Source organism: Actinoplanes awajinensis subsp. mycoplanecinus (genome assembly GCF_001509495.1).
Lineage (GTDB): Bacteria > Actinomycetota > Actinomycetes > Mycobacteriales > Micromonosporaceae > Actinoplanes > Actinoplanes palleronii.
Genome location: NZ_LLZH01000275.1, coordinates 1 through 16,081, shown reverse-complemented (window position 1 = coordinate 16,081; position 16,081 = coordinate 1). Strand labels below are relative to the sequence as shown.

The following is a 16,081-nucleotide window of genomic DNA, read 5'->3' as shown; positions in this document are numbered from 1 at the left end:
CCCCTTTATCGTCATTTTCACCCCTTGAACGCGTGCAGGTCAGCCCAATGCCTCGAACAGGTGCCCCATCCGGTCCCGCTTGGTGCGCAGGTAGCGGACGTTCTCCGGGTGCAGGCGGACCGGCAGCGACTCGCGGCCGGTGACCCGCAGGCCGTAACCCTCGAGGCCGGCGCGCTTGGCCGGGTTGTTGGTGAGCAGGCGCATCGAGCGCACGCCCAGGTCGTAGAGGATCTGCGCGCCGGTGCCGTAGTCACGGGCGTCGGCCGGCAGGCCCAGCTCGAGGTTCGCGTCGACGGTGTCGAAGCCGCGGTCCTGCAACTGGTACGCCTGCAGCTTGTGCAGCAGGCCGATGCCGCGCCCCTCGTGACCGCGCATGTAGAGCACCACCCCGCGCCCGGCCGCCGCGACCCGCTCCAGGGCGGCGTCGAGTTGCGGGCCGCAGTCGCAGCGCCGGGAACCGAAGACGTCGCCGGTCAGGCACTCGGAGTGCACCCGGACCAGCACGTCCTCGCCGTCGGTCAGGTCGCCGAAGACCAGCGCGACGTGCTCGCCCTGGTCGGCCGCGGTGCGGTACCCGACCGCGGTGAAGACGCCGTGCTCGGTCGGCATGGTGGTCTCCACCACCCGCTCGACCTGCTTGCCGTCCTTCTCCCGCAGGTACGCCACCAGGTCGGCGATGGTGACCAGCACCAGGTCGTGCTCGACCGCGAACTTCTCCAGGTCGGGGCGGCGCTGCATGGTGCCGTCGTCGTTGACCATCTCGCAGAGCGCGCCGGACGGGCTGCACCCGGCCAGCACGGCCAGGTCGATCGCGGCCTCGGTGTGGCCCGGGCGGCGCAGCACGCCGCCGGACTTGGCCCGCAGCGGCACGACGTGACCGGGCCGGGACAGGTCGGCCGGCTCGGTGGTGGCCGAGCCGAGCAGGCCGATGGTCCGCGCCCGGTCAGCGGCCGAGATGCCGGTGCTGACCCCGTGCTTGGCGTCGACGGCCACCGCGTAGGCGGTGCCCTTCTTGTCCTGGTTGGTGTGGTACATCGGGGGCAGGTCCAGCCGGTCGGCCTCCGACTCGGTGATCGCCACGCAGATGTACCCGGACGTGTAGCGGACCATGAACGCGACCAGCTCCGGGGTGGCGTGCTCGGCCGCGAAGATGAGGTCGCCCTCGTTCTCCCGGTCCTCGTCGTCCACCACGATCACCGGACGACCGGCGCGGATCTCGGCGATCGCGCGCTCGACGCTCTCAGACATGACGGCTCCCCAGCATCTTCTCGACGTACTTGGCGATCACGTCGACCTCGAGGTTGACCGGTTCGCCGATGGCTTTGCTGCCCAGAACGGTGTTCGTGGAGGTGGCCGGGATCATCCCGACCGAGAACGTGTCGTCGGTGACCGCCATGACGGTCAGCGAGACGCCGTCCACCGTGATCGAGCCCTTCTCCACCACGTAGCGCGCCAGCTCGGCCGGCAGCGAGAACGTGACGATCTCCCACTGGTCGGCGGCCTCCCGGCCGACGACCTTGGCGACCCCGTCCACGTGGCCCTGCACCAGGTGACCGCCGAGGCGGCTGCCGAGGGCGGCGGCACGCTCCAGGTTGACGTTGCCGCCGACCTTCAGCGCACCGAGCGAGGAGCGGCGCAGGGTCTCACCCATCACGTCGGCGGTGAACACGCCGTCGACGTTGTCGATGACGGTGAGACAGACCCCGTTGACCGAGATCGAGTCGCCGTCGCGGGCGTCCGAGGTGACCAGCGGCCCTCGGACCGCGATCACGGCGGAGTCCTCTTTGCCGTCGGTGAGCTGAACGATCTCGCCGAGTTCTTCGATGATGCCGGTGAACATAAAGAAGGGCCTTTCACTCCGAACTTGGGCGGTGGGCGGGGCGGTTGGAAGGCTTTCACTCCGAACTAGGGCGGTGGGCGGGGCGGTCGGAAGGCTTTCACTCCGAACTAGGGCGGTGGGCGGGGCGGTCGGAAGGCTTGGGGCGGAGCGTGGCGGTGAAGCGCAGGTCTGCACCGATCTGCGCGATATCCGTGAAGTCGAGTTCGAGCGCTTCGGCGATGGTGCCGATCCCGGCGTCGACCAGGGCGGCGCGGCCGGCGCCGAGCAGTTTCGGCGCGACGTAGCCGATCACCCGGTCGACCAGGCCGGCCGCCAGGAACGCGCCGGCCAGGGTCGGCCCACCCTCCAGCAGGACGTTGCGGATGCCCCGCTCGAACAGGCCGGTGAGCACGGCGGTCAGGTCGACCCGGCCGTCCGGCCCGGGACCCGCCTCGGCCGTGGTGACGATCCAGGTGGACGCGGCCGCGTCGCGGACCCGGGCGGTCGTGGGGGTACGCCCGTGCGAGTCGACCACCACCCGCAGCGGCTGTTTGATGGCGAGCGAACCGTCCCGCAGGTCGCGGACGGTCAGCTGCGGGTCGTCGGCCAGCACGGTGCCGACCCCGGCCACGATCGCGTCCACCGTGCTGCGCAGCACGTGCACGTCGGCGCGCGACTCGGCGGAGCTGACCCACTGGCTGGTGCCGTCGGCGGCGGCCGAGCGCCCGTCGAGGGTGGCGGCGAACTTCCAGGTGACATACGGCCGGCCCCGGCGGACCGCGGTCAGCCAGGCGATGTTGCCCAGCTCCGCGTCGGGGCGGCGCATCCCGGTCGCGACCTGCAGACCGGCCGCGCGCATGGTGGCGGCGCCGCCGGAGGCCACCGGGTTCGGGTCGTCGACAGCGATCACCACCCGGCGCAGCCCGGCCTGGATCAGCGCGTCCGAGCACGGGCCGGTGCGGCCGGTGTGGTTGCACGGCTCCAGGGTGACCACGCAGGTGCCGCCGCGAGCCCGTTCACCGGCCTGCGCCAGCGCGACGATCTCGGCGTGCGGGCCGCCGGCGTACGCGTGGAAGCCCTCGCCGACCACCTCGCCCTCGGGGCTGAGCAGCAGGCAACCGACCACCGGGTTGGGGCTGGTCGTGCCGAGGCCCCGGGCGGCCAGCGCGATCGCGCGGCGCATCGCCTCGTCCTCGGTCACCATCCGCGTGTCGTCCTCTCGCGCGTTCGTCCGGTTCGTGCGAGGAGACAAACGCGGCTTTTGCCGCGAATCTTCCCGCCCGATCCGGTCCGCACGATCTCTCGCGCGGTCTGGTCACGCGCTGAGAGAGGGAGAAAAACGCCAGAAAAGGACACCAAGGGTACGCTTCGCGCACCCCGGTTGGATGCACCCCTGCTGAGGGCACACCCGTCCGATTCCGCGCGCTGTCTCCCATCCGGACTGTCTGGCCGGGCTTTCGCCTGACCAACCGTCGGCCCCGGAGTCTCACCAGGTCCACCGGCCGTCATGGTCTGACGTCCGGGTCGCGGGCTTACCGATGCTTGCGCGTCGGATCACCGCCGGTTCGGAATCTCACCGAATCCCGCCAGCGCGTGGTGGGTTACCCCCGAGTCTTGCACGCACTTGCGGATTTGCCACCCCGGGCGCGAGGGATCTCACAACCGCTTACCGACCAGGGCTCCGATAAGGGTTGCGGCGTGCTCGACCTCGTCCTCGGTGTTGTAGTAGTGCGGCGAGAACCGGACCAGCGGCGGCGGATTCCGGTCCTCGGTGTCGAACTGCTGGTGCGCCGGCGTGGTGCTGCTGACGTTCACCCCGGACTCGGCCAGCCGGGCCACCACCTGCTCGGCCGGCACCCCCTCGGCCACCGCCGTGACGATCGCGCACTGCTCGCGGCCCAGGTCGTAGACGGTCACGCCGGGGGTGTCCTCGAGCAGGCCGCGCATCCGGTCGCCGAGCTCCGCGTTCCGCTTGCCGATCTCGTCCAGGCCCAGGTTGAGTGCCTGGTCGACGGCCGCGCCCAGCCCGAGCACGGCCGCGTAGTTGAGCTCCCAGGTGGCGAACCGCTGCGCGCCGGGCACCCAGTCGAAGCCGCGCGCGCCGTCCCAGACCGCCGACTGGATCTCCACGACGTGCGGGTCGAGCCGTTCCAGCAGGCCGGTGCGTACCCAGAGGAAGCCGGTGCCACGCGGCCCGCGCAAGAACTTGCGGCCGGTGCCGCAGAGGAAGTCGCAGCCGATCTCCTCGACGTCGACCGGGAACTGGCCGACCGACTGGGTGGCGTCCAGCAGGTACGGCACGCCGGCCGCCCGGGCGATCCGCCCCACCTCGGCGGCCGGGTTGACCAGCCCGCCGGCGGTGGGCACGTGGGTCAGGCCGATCAGCTTCGTCCGGTCGTCGATCAGGCCGGTCAGGGCGGACGTGTCGATCTGGCCGTGCTCGTCGTTCGGCACCACCACCACCTCGGCGCCGGCCCGGCGGGCCGCCTGCAGGTAGGCCAGGACGTTGCTGCCGTACTCGTTGCGGCCGGTCAGCACCCGGTCGCCGGCGCGCAGCGGCACCGCGTAGAACGCCGCCTGCCAGGCGTGGGTCGCGTTGTCGAAGAGCGCGATCTCGTCGGGGCGGCCGCCGAGCAGCTCGGCCAGGCCGGTGTGGACGGCGGCGACCCGGCCGGCAGCCGCCTGCGCCGCCTCGTACCCGCCGATCTCGGCCTCCAGGCGCAGATGCCCGACGACGGTGTCCAGGGTGGCCTGCGACATCAGGGCCGCGCCCGCGTTGTTGAGGTGGATCCGGTGCCGGCAACCGGGAGTGCCGGCACGAAGCGCGTCGACGTCCATCTCCGCAGATTGGCAGATTCACCGGCACGTCGCACCTGTCGTAGACAGTGTCTACCGGCTCTGGTAGACACTGTCTATGCCCGCTGACGACGCCTTACGTGATCGTCTGGTGCGCGTGGGCGCCGAGTTGTTGCGTACCGAAAGTCCTGGCGCCCTCTCACTGCGTGAGATAGCCCGCCGGGCCGGCGTCTCGCACGGCGCGCCACGCCGCTACTTCCCGACCCACCTGGCGCTGCTCTCGGCCATCGCCCGGTCCGGCTTCGCCGACCTGTCCGCACAGGTCACCACGGCCCTGCGCACCGCCGCCCAGGACCCGCGGACGCAGATCACCACGATGGCGCACCTCTACGTACGGTTCGCCGCGACCAACCGCAGCATGTTCGAGCTGATGTTCCGGCACGACCTGCTGCAGAGCGGCGGCCACCTGGGCCTGCGGGACGCGTCGCTCCCGTTGTTCCGGCTCCTGGTCGACCTGGTCGCCGCGGCCCGGCCGACCGGCGGGACCTCCGCCGAGATCAGCGCGGCCGCGATCTGGGCGGCCCTGCACGGCACCGCGGAGTTGTGGAACTGGGGCTCGCTGACCCTGGCCGCCGGCGCCACCGACCCGGCCCCGTTCGTCGACGCGATCCTGACCGCCCATCTCGGCCCTTCGGAACACAACGCCGCCATGCCCGCACCGGAAGGTTCCCGATGACCCGCATGCCGCCCCTGTACGCCTCGGCCCACCGCACCCTCGGCATCCTGCTGCGCGGCCTCTGGCCGACCACTGTGACCGGCTTGGAGAACCTGCCGGCCACCGGCGCGATCCTGGCCGCCAACCACCACGCCATCGCCGACCAGCTGTTCCTCGGGATCAACACGCCCCGGCACATCGCGTTCTGGGCCAAGGCGGAGTACTTCCGCGGCGACGGCCTGGTCGGCGGGCTGACCCGGCGGGTGGTCACCGGGATGGGCGCCATCCCGGTCGAGCGGGCCGGCGGGCGGGCGGTGCTCACCGCCTTCGACGCGGCGGTGCCGATCCTGCGGGGCGGCGGGCTGGTCGCGGTCTTCCCGGAGGGCACCCGTTCCCCCGACGGCCGGCTCTACCGCGGGCGTACCGGTGCGGTGCGCCTGGCGGGACAGGCCGGGGTGCCGGTCGTGCCGATCGGCATCCGCGGCACCGACCACATCCGGCGGGCCGGCGACCGGTTCCCGCGGCCGCAGGCGATCAGCCTGGCGTTCGGGACGCCGATCCCGGTGAAGGTCGAGTCGGCGCCCGACGCGCGGCGGCTCACCGACGAGCTGATCGCCGCGATCCAGGCGCTGACCGGGCAGGAGTACGCCGGGTCCTACGCCCCGATCCGACACGGCTGACCGGCGTCGGCCTTCCGGCTCCGGCCCGCGTCAGCCTTCCGGCTCCGGCCTGCGGCGGTCGATGGCGACGTAGGAGCCGGGCTGCGACTTGGCGACCTTCTTCATCTCCGAGGCGACCGCGATGACCATGCGGGGGTCGTCGAACTGCCGGCCGCCGTCGGTGGCCTGCGCGACCCCGATCGAGAGCGTCACCAGGGCGGCCCGCTGCTTGTTGCCCCGGCGGTCCGGCACCTCGATGTAGCCGCGCTGCGCGTCGATCGCGTCGTAGAGCCGGTCGGCGGCCGACTCGAAGTCGGTGACCATGCTCTTGGTCAGCGGCAGCACCTGGTCCGGGTGGCAGATGAAGACGAAGTCGTCACCGCCGATGTGGCCCAGGAAGATCGACGGCTTGCCGGTCGACGCGCTGGCCCGCTGCAGGCTCCGGGCCAGGGTGATGATGAACTCGTCACCGCGGTCGAAGCCGTAGACGTCGTTGACGCTCTTGAACCGGTCGACGTCGATGTATCCGACCGAGTAGTCGCCGCCGGCCCGCATCCGGTCGCCGATCTCGCGGCGCACCCGGGCGTTGCCGGGCAGCCCGGTCAGCGGCGAGACCTCGCGGAATTCCTTGTTGCGGCGCAGCGTGGTGGTCACCCGGGCGATCAGCTCGGCGGTGTCGAAGGGCTTCGTCAGATAGTCGTCGGCGCCGTTGGTCAGCCCGACCACCTTGTCCACGGTCATGCTCCGGGCGGTCAGCATGATCACCGGCAGGGCGGAGGTCAGCGGCTCCGCGCGCAGCTTGCGGACCAGCTCGACCCCGTCCATCCGGGGCATCATCCAGTCGACGACCGCCAGATCCGGGCGGTGCGTCTCCATCAGGTCGAGCGCTTCCTGCCCGTCCCGGGCCCGGATCACCTCGAAGCCCTGCACCTTGAGGTTGAACTCGACGAAACTCGCGATGTCCTGATCGTCGTCGACGACCAGGATCAGGTCAGGTCGTTGCTCCTCGTCCTCGAACCCGAAGTCGTCGACAACGGGTCCCGGCTCGGCAGTACTCACATCGACTTCCCCATACGTCCGGCGGCCAATGCACGCAGCTTACGCACCGCCTCGGCGGGATCGGCCGCGCCATAGACGGCCGTGCCCGCCACGAACGCGTCGGCACCCGCCTCGGCGGCCTGCTCGATGGTGTCCGCCGCGATGCCGCCGTCCACCTCGATCCGCACGTCGAGGTCGCCGACGGTGACCCGCCGCCGCACGTCACGCACCTTGTCGAGCATCTCCGGCATGAACTTCTGCCCGCCGAACCCGGCCTTGATCGTCATGATCAGCACGGTGTCCAGATAGGGCAGCAACTCCAGGTACGGCTCGACCGGCGTGTCCCGGTCGATCGCCAGCCCGGCCTTGGCGCCCGCGGCCCGCAGCGACTTCGCCAGCGCCACCGGGTCGTCGCACGCCTCGGCGTGGAACGTCACGTTGTACGCCCCGGCCTCGGCGTAGGCCGGCGCCCAGCGCTGCGGGTCGGCGATCATCAGGTGGACGTCGAACGGGATCGTGGTGGCCTTGCGCAGGCTCTGCACCACCGGCAGGCCGAGCGTCAGGTTCGGCACGAAATGGTTGTCCATGACATCGACGTGCACCCAGTCGGCCGCCCCCTCGATGGCACGCACTTCCTCACCGAGACGGGAGAAGTCGGAGGCGAGAATGCTCGGCGCGATGATCGGTGAAGGCGTCACCGGCAAAGTGTATGACCCCGCACTCGAGCCACAGCACGGGAACGGCAGCCGACCGGCACGCGAACTTTCGCTCACCAATCCGCGAACCCGCCCGCGGGCGCCTGTGTACGGGCTGTGCGCTGGGTATCGTCCCGCCCCATGATCACGACGCTGGACCAGCGCCGCGCGCCGGAGGACCCCACCAGCACCCTGGAACCCCGCCGGCCGCACCGCATCGCGGTCCTCGACGGGCTCCGGCTGCTGGCCGCGCTGGCCGTCGCCTTCTACCACCTGTCCGGTGGCCTGACGGTGGCCAAGGCCTGGGCGGCGCATCCTCGGGACCTGTTCCCCACCCTGTCCCCGATCGCCGCCTACGGCTGGCTGGGCGTCGAGCTGTTCTTCATGATCAGCGGTTTCGTCATCTGCATGAGCTGCTGGGGTCGTACCCCCGGGCAGTTCTTCCGGTCCCGGGTGATCCGGCTCTTCCCGGCGTACTGGCCGGCCGTGCTGATCACCACGGCCGTGGTGGCGTTCTGGCCGGTCGCCACCACCCGGCTGCCGTGGGACCAGGTGATCGCCAACCTGACCATGCTGCACACCCCGATGGGGGTGAAGAACGTCGACGCGTCGTACTGGACGCTCTGGGCCGAGATGCGGTTCTACCTGCTCTTCGCCGTCGTCCTGGTGTGGCGCGGGCTGACCCTGCGCAACACCCTGCTGTTCGGGTACGGCTGGCTGGTCGCCGCCGTCCTGAGCGACGCCTCGAAGATGCCGGTCCTCGGCCAGATCTTCCAGCCCACCTTCGCACCGCTCTTCGTGGCCGGCATCGCGTTCTTCCTGATCCACAAGTTCGGACCGGACCTGCAGCTGTGGGGGCTGGTCGGCCTGTCCTGGGCGCTCGCCATGCACACCGTGGTAGGACGGGTGGCGAGCACCGCGTCCTCGGACCGGCACCACCTCGACCCCCGGGTCGGCATGGTCATGGTGACCCTGTTCTTCGCCCTGCTCGCCGTGATCGCGATGGGCTGGACGGCCCGGATCCAGTGGCGCTGGCTGACCTGGGCCGGCGCCCTGACCTACCCGTTCTATCTGCTGCACCAGAGCATCGGCTGGTCGCTCATCCACGCGATGAACGGCATCCGGCCGCACCTGCTCGTGCTCGTGGCGGTGATCCTGCTGCTGCTTCTCGCCGCCTGGCTGCTGCACCGCCTGGTGGAGAGACCACTCGCCCGGGTGATGCGGGTGAAACTCGACCAGGCCGCCCTCGCGAGGCGGCCGGGCTGATCAGCCCGGCCGCGTCGTCAGTTAGTTCGTCGTCCGGTCTCAGCTCGTACGGCGCAGCACGGCCAGGAACATCGCGTCGGTGCCGTGGCGGTGCGGCCACAGCTGCACCGTCGGTCCCGGGCCCAGCCCCGGCATGCCCGGCGGCAGCAGCGGACGGGCGTCCACGAAGTCGACCTCGACGCCGCTGCGCCGGGCCCCCTCGCTCACCGTCACCTGGGTCTCCACCATGTGCGGGGAGCACGTCACGTACGCCACCACGCCGCCCGGACGGACCGCGCGCAGCGCTGCCACCAGCAGCTCCCGCTGCAGCTTGGTGAGCGGCGGCAGGTCGGCCGGCTGCCGGCGCCAGCGCGACTCGGGCCGGCGCCGCAGCGAGCCCAGCCCGGTGCACGGCGCGTCCACCAGCACCCGGTCGAACGCCTCCTCGGGCAGGTCCGGGTCCCGGCCCACCGAGCGGCCGTCCATCGGGAACACCGTCACCGGCATCCCCTCGGTGGCCTGCTCGACCAGGCGGGCCCGGTGCTCGGCCACCTCGACCGCGGTCACCTCGGCGCCCCGGCCGGCCGCGATCGCGCCGATCAGGCCGGTCTTGCCACCCGGGCCGGCGCACAGGTCCAGCCAGCGGGTGTCCCGGCCCTCGACCGGTGCGGCCAGCAACGCCGCCGCGACCAGCTGCGAACCCTCGTCCTGGACGTGGGCCCGGCCCTCCCGGATGGCTGCCATCTCGCGCGGCGCGCCACCGCTGAGATAGACCGAGTACGGCGAGAACGCCCCCGGCACCCCGTTCACCTCGTCGGCCAGGTCGACCGCGTCGACCCGCCCCGGACGCGCGCACAGGTGCACGGCCGGCGGCTGGTTGTCCTCGATCAGCAGCCGGGCGGTCTCCTCCAGGTCGCCCCCGAGCGCCTCGGCGAACGACCGGACGATCCACTGCGGGTGGTTGTGCAGCACCGACAGGCTGGCGATCGGGTCGTCCTCGTACTTCGGGGTGATCTTCTCGAGCCAGGCCTCGACCGGCGTCTCGGAGATCGTGCGCATCACCGCGTTGGCGAAGCCGGACGCGGCCGGCGCCACCGAGCGCACCAGGTCGACGGTCTGGTTGACCGCGGCGTGCGACGGGACCCGGGTGTAGAGCAGCTGGTAGGCGCCGAGCCGCAGCGCGTCCCGGGCCGGCGGGTCGATCCGGGACACCTCACGGCCGGCCGCCTCGGCGATGATCAGGTCGAGGGTGCCGAGGGCACGCAGGGTGCCGTAGGTCAGCTCGGTGGCGAACGCCGCGTCCCGCCCGTGCAGACCCATCCCGCTGAGGATGTCGGACAGGACCAGGTTTCCGTACGCGTCGTCGCGGTGCACGGCGGCGATCGCCTCGTACGCCGCCTGCCTCGCCGGGTCGGACGGCGGGCGACCGGCCCGCGGCGCCCGGCCACTGCGGTCGTCGCGGGGACTTCCCGGGCCGGACGGCCGACGAGGCCCGGCACTGTGCGGCCGTGAAGCCCGATGTTCCGTCACGCCAGTTTCTCCCCTGCTTCGAGGCGCAATCCACGCGCCCAATCAGTCGCGGCCATCGGCTTCTTGCCGGCGGCTCGCACCTCACCCAACTGCACCGGTGTCGTCGCGGTACCGACGAGCACCTGGGCGCGCTCCACCCGCAGCTCGCCGGGCTCCAGGTACGGCCCGTTCGCGATCGGCCGGACCGGTCCCAGCTTCAGCCGGTCCTCGCGCAGCGTCGTCCACGCGCCCGGCGCCGGGGTGCACGCCCGGATCCGCCGGTCCACCGCGAACGACGGATCGGTCCAGCGGATCCGCGCGTCGTCGACGCTCAGCTTCGGCGCCAGGCTGATCCCGTCGTGCGGCTGCGGACGTGCCACGGCCTGACCCGACTCGATCGCGTCGAGCACCGCGACGAGCAGCCCGGCACCCTCGGTGGCGAGGCGTTCCAGCAGATCGCCGGAGGTGTCGTTGAACCGGATCTGGTCGGTGACGGTGCCGTAGACCGGACCGGTGTCCAGCCCGGCCTCCAGCTCGAACACGCTGGCACCGGTCACCTCGTCGCCGTGCAGGACGGCGTGCTGCACCGGCGCCGCGCCGCGCCAGGCGGGCAGCAGCGAGAAGTGCAGGTTCACCCATCCGTGGCGGGGGATCTCCAGCGCGGACGGCGGGACCAGCGCGCCGTACGCCACCACCGGCGCGCAGTCGGGCGCGAGCTCGCGCAGGCGCTCCTGGAACTCGGGCTCCCGCGGCCGCTCCGGGGTGAGCACCTCGATGCCGCGCTCGTCGGCCCAGGCCCCGACGGGCGACCGGACCAGGCGGCGGCCACGACCGGCCGGCGCGTCCGGGCGGGTCACCACGGCGAGCAGTTCGTGTCCGGACGCGGAGATCGCGTCCAGGCTGGGCAGCGCCACCTCGGGCGTGCCGGCGAAGACCAGGCGCATCAGATCACCGGCCCATGCCGAAGATGCCCCGGCCGTGCGGGCTCTCCTTGACGGTGGGGGGCTTTGCCACGTCGTACCACTCGGCGGAGCGGATCTGCTTCATCGCATCCTTGCGTGAGGTGGTGTCCAGCCGGTCCAGGAAGAGCACGCCGTCCAGGTGGTCGGTCTCGTGCTGCACGCAGCGTGCCATCAGCCCGGTGCCGACCAGCTGGATCGGGTCGCCGTGCTCGGAGAAGCCGTTCGCCACCACGTTCTGCCGGCGCTTGGTGTCGACGTAGATGCCCGGGATGGAGAGGCAGCCCTCCGGGCCGTCCTGCTCCTCCTCGTCGGGGAACGACAGCACCGGGTTGACGATGTGCCCGACCACCTCGTCGACGTCGAAGGTGAACACGCGCAGGCCGACACCGAGCTGCGGGGCGGCCAGGCCGGCACCGCCCTCGTCGAGCATGGTGTCGGTGAGGTCCTTGACCAGCTTGCGGAGTTCTTTGTCGAAGTCGACCACTAGGTCGGCCTCGGTGCGCAACACCGGGTCGCCGAAGAGACGGATGGGCTGGACGGTCACGCGGCGGAACTCCTCAGTCAGGAACGGCTGCAGTCAGGGAAACGGCTGCGAAACAGTCTACGGACCTAGAAGAGCTCGGCCGGGTCCACCTGGATGCGCACCGCGACCGCCGCTTTACGCGCGCTGCGCACGCCGGCCGCCACGTGCAGGGCGTGCGCCAGCTCGGCGGCCCGGGAACGGGACACCCGCAACAGCATCCGTTCCTGCTCCTCGCCGGCCGGGACCGGGCCCAGCTGCTCGGTGCCGTCCGGCAGGTCGGCGATGGTCAGCAGGTCGGCGACGGCCGGCGCCGGACCGGTGACACTGGCCATCCGGGCCGCCGGCGGGAAGCCGAGCTCGCGGCGTTCGGCCAGCTCACGGGCGGCGAACCAGCCCGGATCCCAGCGCAGCAGGGCCTGCACCGGCGCCAGCGAACCGTCCGCGACCACGATCACCCGGCCACCCTCGGAACCCGGCCGGGCCAGCGCGGACGCGTTCAGCCAGCGCCGCATGGTCTCCTCGGCGGCGCGCAGGTCGGCCCGGCTGAGCAGCGCCCAGGTGTCCAGCAGCAGCACCGCGCCGAAGCCGCCCTCGGCCACCGGCTCGGCGCCCGGGGTGGCCACCACGATGGCCGCCTCCCCCGGAACCGTGTCCAAGATCTCGTCTCGCCCGGACGTGCGCACCGGCACACCCGGGAACGCCCGGCCCAGCTCCTCGGCCGTGCGCTTCGCGCCGATCACCGACGCGCGCAGCCGGCGCTCGCCGCAGGCCGGGCACTGGTAGGCCGGGAACGACCGCCCGCACCACAGGCACACCGGCACGTCACGGGCGTTCTGCAGCGCCAGCGGCCCGGAGCACTCCGGGCAGCGCGCCGGGGTGCGGCACTCGGCGCAGGCCACCGACGGCAGATAGCCCCGCCGGGGCACCTGGACCAGCACCGGCAGGCCGGCCTGCAGCGCCTGCTTGGCGGTCTGCCAGGCCAGGCTGGGCAGCCGGGCGACCACCGCGCCGGCGTCCCGGGCCAGCTGCGGGTCGTCGCCGGTCGGCGAGATCGCCGGCTGGCGCCGCCGCAGCACGGCGCGCTCCGCGACGATCTCCTTGGCCCACCCGGTCTCCAGCAGGAGCTGACCCTCCCCGGTCCGGGCGAAACCGCCGACCAGCGCCGCGCAGTCGGCCAGCTGGGCACGGGTGAGCAGCACGTCGCGGGCGTGCGGATAGGGCGACCGGGGCTCGGCGTGCAGGTCGTCGCCGTCGTCCCAGATCACCACCAGGCCCAGCTCGGCGGCCGGCGCCCACATCGCGGCCCGGGTGCCGACGACCACCGGGACCTGGTGCCGGCTCGCGGCCAGGAACCGCCGGTAGCGCTCGGCCGGGCCCAGCGCCGCGTTCAGCGCGACGTGCCGGCCCGGGCCGAGCACCGCACCGAGCGATCGGTCGACCCGGTCCAGGTCACGCGCGTCGCCGACGACGATGACCACGCCCCGGCCGCCGGTCACGGTGGCCGCGGCCGCCTCGGCGATCCGCAACGACCAGTCCTCCCCCGGCAGCGCCGACCAGACGGCGCGGGCGGGACGGCCGGCTTCGAGCGCTTTCAGATATGCCGGGCCGGTCGGATAGGAATCCCAGCCGCCGGGCACGGGCGCCTGGAACGCCCGCTGGACAGCGGGCTCAGCGGGCTCAGCGGGCTCGGCCGGTGCGTCACCTTTCGCCTTGGCGGGCGGGGACTCCACCCGGGCGTGGCGTGGCGGGATCGCCAGGCGCAGCACGTCGTTGAGGCTGCCCGCATAACGATCGGCGACCGCCCGGGCCAGCCGGGCGACCTCCGGATCGAGCACCCGCTCCGGGGAGACCACCTTCTCCAGGTAGGCCAGCTTGCCCTGGTGCTCGGACGCCTCGGCCCGCTCCAGCAGGAACCCGCCGACCAACTGACCGGCGAACCGCACCTTGACCCGCACCCCGGGCTGCGCGGCCACGTCGTCGGCGCCGGCGACCAGATAGTCGAACGGACGATCCAGGTGCGGCAACGGGACGTCGACACACACCCTGGCCACCGGCAGACGCTCCGCCGGTTCCCGTTCCGCTCGCACACCCTTGGTCGCCATCGTCGAACATTCTGCCCGCACCCACCGACAAGACCCGCACCGTCACGCCGAGGCTGTGGACAAGACGACTCAGTGGGCCAGGCAGCTGACCGTCTCGGTGCCCAGGTCGATCTCGACGATGTCCGGGAAGCGCAGCCCCGCCCAGAACCGCGCCGGGTCCGGGTCCAGCCGGTACCGGCTCGCCATCCACACCGTCGGTGCCAGCCCGTGCGTACCGATGACCAGCGTCTGCCCGCGCTCGCTGGCCGCCGCCGCGTGCCGGACCACTGCCGCGTCGAAGCGCTCGACCACCCGCTCGCGGGACTCCCAGCCGTCCGGGCACTCGCCGCCCGCGTAGGCCAGCGCCGCGCCGCGATAGTCCGCGTCGGTGAGCCAGACGTGCGGCCGGTGCACCTCGGTCAGGTCGTCGTCGGTCACCACCCGCTGCGCCCCGGCGATCTCCTGCATGGTCTGCGCGGCCTTCGGCTCGGTGCTGGCCACGTAGTACGCCGGATGCTTCACGTGCAGCCGGATCAACCGGGCCGCGACCCGGCTCTCCTGCGCGAGTTGCCACTGCTCGGCGGGCACTCCGGGATCGACCGCGGGCATCGCGTGCCGGACCAGGAACAGCCGTTCACCTTGGACAGCCGTCATCGCGACAGAGTAGCCGCCCGAACCTCCGAAGACTCCCATGCGAACAATCACGCAAAAGATCCACCACCGGATCACCACGATCGATCGATCCCCGACCGCTTTCGGCAAACCCTGATGTGGTACGACCGGAGCCGGCGCCGCAGCAAGCACCGCCCCGAGCGACGCGAAACGGCCGACGCCCCGAGTGGGGTGCCGGCCGTCCGAAAAGCGAAAACCCTCAGGAAGCGGCGTTCTTCAGGTCCTGCGCGCGGTCGGTGCTCTCCCAGCGCAGGTCCGGCAGCTCGCGGCCGAAGTGGCCGTACGCCGCGGTCTGCTGGTAGATCGGCCGGAGCAGGTCCAGGTCCCGGATGATCGCGGCCGGGCGCAGGTCGAAGACCTCCCGGATGGCCTTCTCGATCCGCTCGACCGGCACGTTCTCGGTGCCGAACGTCTCCACGAACAGCGACACCGGGTGCGCCTTGCCGATCGCGTACGCGACCTGGGTCTCGCACCGCTCGGCCAGACCCGCCGCGACCACGTTCTTGGCCACCCAGCGCATCGCGTACGCCGCGGACCGGTCCACCTTCGACGGGTCCTTGCCGGAGAACGCGCCGCCACCGTGCCGGGCGTACCCGCCGTACGTGTCCACGATGATCTTGCGGCCGGTCAGACCCGCGTCGCCCATCGGGCCACCGATCTCGAACCGACCGGTCGGGTTCACCAGCAGCCGGTAGTCCTTCGTGTCGATACCCAGGCCCTCGAGCTCCGGCGCGATCACGTGGTCCCGGATGTCCGGGGTCAGCAGCGACTCCAGGGAGATGTCCGCGGCGTGCTGGGTCGACACCACCACGGTGTCCAGCCGGACCGGGCGCAGACCGTCGTACTCGATGGTCACCTGGGTCTTGCCGTCCGGACGCAGGTACGGAATCGTGCCGTCCTTGCGCACCGCGGACAACCGGCGCGCCAGCCGGTGCGCCAGCGCGATCGGCAGCGGCATCAGCTCAGGCGTCTCCGAGCAGGCGAAGCCGAACATCATGCCCTGGTCGCCGGCGCCCTGCTGGTCGAGGACGTGCTCGGAGTCACCCTCGCGCAGCTCGATGGCACTGTCCACGCCCTGGGCGATGTCCGGGGACTGCGACCCGATCGACACGCTCACGCCGCAGGACGCGCCGTCGAAGCCCTTCTTCGACGAGTCGTAGCCGATCCGCAGGATGGTGTCGCGCACGATGCTGGGGATGTCGGCGTAGGCCTGGGTGGTGACCTCGCCCGCCACGTGCACCTGGCCGGTGGTGATCAGGGTCTCGACCGCGACACGGCTGCGCGGGTCCTGTGCGAGCAGGGCGTCGAGAATCCCGTCGCTGATCTGGTCAGCGATCTTGTCCGGGTGGCCTTCCGTGACCGACTCG

Annotated in this window: 15 protein-coding genes and 1 riboswitch; of the genes, 3 read left to right on the top strand and 12 right to left on the bottom strand. The window is 72.0% G+C overall.

The window, feature by feature from the left end:
- Positions 1 to 39: 39 nt before the first annotated feature.
- From ADL15_RS26215 to ADL15_RS26200, 4 genes are all read right to left on the bottom strand, one after another.
- Positions 40 to 1,248 carry a bifunctional 3,4-dihydroxy-2-butanone-4-phosphate synthase/GTP cyclohydrolase II gene (locus ADL15_RS26215; protein ID WP_067696610.1) on the bottom strand — a complete coding sequence of 403 codons (1,209 nt, stop codon included), beginning with the start codon at positions 1,246 to 1,248 and terminating at the stop codon, positions 40 to 42.
- Positions 1,241 to 1,840 (bottom strand): riboflavin synthase, encoded by a 600-nt coding sequence (locus ADL15_RS26210; RefSeq protein ID WP_067696608.1) that lies wholly within the window; start codon positions 1,838 to 1,840, stop codon positions 1,241 to 1,243. Before ADL15_RS26210 ends, ADL15_RS26215 begins: the two co-directional genes overlap by 8 nt.
- Before the next feature lie 97 nt (positions 1,841 to 1,937).
- Positions 1,938 to 3,023 (bottom strand): bifunctional diaminohydroxyphosphoribosylaminopyrimidine deaminase/5-amino-6-(5-phosphoribosylamino)uracil reductase RibD, encoded by a 1,086-nt coding sequence (ribD, locus tag ADL15_RS26205; RefSeq protein WP_067696607.1) that lies wholly within the window; start codon positions 3,021 to 3,023, stop codon positions 1,938 to 1,940.
- 216 nt (positions 3,024 to 3,239) lie between these two features.
- Positions 3,240 to 3,414, bottom strand: a riboswitch (FMN riboswitch).
- 61 nt (positions 3,415 to 3,475) lie between these two features.
- Complete coding sequence (locus ADL15_RS26200) at positions 3,476 to 4,657, bottom strand: aminotransferase class V-fold PLP-dependent enzyme (RefSeq protein ID WP_067696604.1); 1,182 nt, start codon at positions 4,655 to 4,657, stop codon at positions 3,476 to 3,478.
- Between the two features lie 76 nt (positions 4,658 to 4,733).
- On the opposite strand from ADL15_RS26200, the gene ADL15_RS26195 reads away from it, so the two are divergent.
- On the top strand, positions 4,734 to 5,351 hold the full coding sequence (locus ADL15_RS26195) for a TetR/AcrR family transcriptional regulator (protein WP_067696602.1): 618 nt from the start codon (positions 4,734 to 4,736) through the stop codon (positions 5,349 to 5,351).
- Between the two features lie 5 nt (positions 5,352 to 5,356).
- Entirely contained in the window at positions 5,357 to 6,010 is a 654-nt protein-coding gene (locus ADL15_RS26190) for a lysophospholipid acyltransferase family protein (protein WP_067696819.1), read from the top strand.
- A 30-nt stretch (positions 6,011 to 6,040) separates the two neighbouring features.
- On the opposite strand, the gene ADL15_RS26185 is transcribed toward ADL15_RS26190, so the two are convergent.
- The gene (locus ADL15_RS26185; protein WP_067696599.1) at positions 6,041 to 7,048 is read right to left on the bottom strand and encodes a GGDEF domain-containing response regulator; all 1,008 of its coding nucleotides are present in this window, start codon (positions 7,046 to 7,048) and stop codon (positions 6,041 to 6,043) included.
- A complete protein-coding gene (rpe, locus tag ADL15_RS26180) occupies positions 7,045 to 7,725 on the bottom strand; it encodes a ribulose-phosphate 3-epimerase (protein WP_067696596.1) in 681 nt (226 codons plus the stop codon). The genes ADL15_RS26185 and rpe overlap by 4 nt, the downstream gene beginning before the upstream one ends.
- Positions 7,726 to 7,863: 138 nt before the next feature.
- Between rpe and ADL15_RS26175 the strand changes: the two genes are divergently transcribed.
- Complete coding sequence (locus ADL15_RS26175) at positions 7,864 to 8,988, top strand: acyltransferase family protein (RefSeq protein ID WP_083971747.1); 1,125 nt, start codon at positions 7,864 to 7,866, stop codon at positions 8,986 to 8,988.
- 39 nt (positions 8,989 to 9,027) lie between these two features.
- Here the strand turns inward: ADL15_RS26175 and ADL15_RS26170 are convergent, their stop codons facing one another.
- The 6 genes from ADL15_RS26170 to metK form a co-directional block, all read right to left on the bottom strand.
- The gene (locus ADL15_RS26170; protein WP_067696593.1) at positions 9,028 to 10,497 is read right to left on the bottom strand and encodes an RsmB/NOP family class I SAM-dependent RNA methyltransferase; all 1,470 of its coding nucleotides are present in this window, start codon (positions 10,495 to 10,497) and stop codon (positions 9,028 to 9,030) included.
- The gene (gene fmt, locus ADL15_RS26165) at positions 10,494 to 11,420 is read right to left on the bottom strand and encodes a methionyl-tRNA formyltransferase (protein WP_067696590.1); all 927 of its coding nucleotides are present in this window, start codon (positions 11,418 to 11,420) and stop codon (positions 10,494 to 10,496) included. The genes ADL15_RS26170 and fmt overlap by 4 nt, the downstream gene beginning before the upstream one ends.
- A 4-nt stretch (positions 11,421 to 11,424) precedes the next feature.
- Complete coding sequence (gene def / locus ADL15_RS26160; protein ID WP_067696587.1) at positions 11,425 to 11,982, bottom strand: peptide deformylase; 558 nt, start codon at positions 11,980 to 11,982, stop codon at positions 11,425 to 11,427.
- Between the two features lie 65 nt (positions 11,983 to 12,047).
- Positions 12,048 to 14,063 carry a primosomal protein N' gene (locus ADL15_RS26155; protein ID WP_198171015.1) on the bottom strand — a complete coding sequence of 672 codons (2,016 nt, stop codon included), beginning with the start codon at positions 14,061 to 14,063 and terminating at the stop codon, positions 12,048 to 12,050.
- A gap of 69 nt (positions 14,064 to 14,132) precedes the next feature.
- Entirely contained in the window at positions 14,133 to 14,696 is a 564-nt protein-coding gene (locus tag ADL15_RS26150; protein ID WP_067696584.1) for a histidine phosphatase family protein, read from the bottom strand.
- A gap of 217 nt (positions 14,697 to 14,913) precedes the next feature.
- Positions 14,914 to 16,081, bottom strand: a 1,168-nt coding sequence (metK, locus tag ADL15_RS26145) for a methionine adenosyltransferase (protein ID WP_067696582.1), incomplete at its 5' end; no start/stop codon positions are given.

Excerpts from the sequence above, each read along its gene's own strand:
- ADL15_RS26175 (WP_083971747.1), top strand. The coding sequence starts at position 7,864 with ATGATCACGACGCTGGACCAGCGCCGCGCGCCGGAGGACCCCACCAGC.
- ADL15_RS26150 (WP_067696584.1), bottom strand. The coding sequence starts at position 14,696 with ATGACGGCTGTCCAAGGTGAACGGCTGTTCCTGGTCCGGCACGCGATG.
- ADL15_RS26215 (WP_067696610.1), bottom strand. The coding sequence starts at position 1,248 with ATGTCTGAGAGCGTCGAGCGCGCGATCGCCGAGATCCGCGCCGGTCGT.
- ADL15_RS26210 (WP_067696608.1), bottom strand. The coding sequence starts at position 1,840 with ATGTTCACCGGCATCATCGAAGAACTCGGCGAGATCGTTCAGCTCACC.
- ADL15_RS26190 (WP_067696819.1), top strand. The coding sequence starts at position 5,357 with ATGCCGCCCCTGTACGCCTCGGCCCACCGCACCCTCGGCATCCTGCTG.
- ribD (WP_067696607.1), bottom strand. The coding sequence starts at position 3,023 with ATGGTGACCGAGGACGAGGCGATGCGCCGCGCGATCGCGCTGGCCGCC.
- ADL15_RS26200 (WP_067696604.1), bottom strand. The coding sequence starts at position 4,657 with ATGGACGTCGACGCGCTTCGTGCCGGCACTCCCGGTTGCCGGCACCGG.
- fmt (WP_067696590.1), bottom strand. The coding sequence starts at position 11,420 with ATGCGCCTGGTCTTCGCCGGCACGCCCGAGGTGGCGCTGCCCAGCCTG.
- ADL15_RS26195 (WP_067696602.1), top strand. The coding sequence starts at position 4,734 with ATGCCCGCTGACGACGCCTTACGTGATCGTCTGGTGCGCGTGGGCGCC.
- ADL15_RS26155 (WP_198171015.1), bottom strand. The coding sequence starts at position 14,063 with ATGGCGACCAAGGGTGTGCGAGCGGAACGGGAACCGGCGGAGCGTCTG.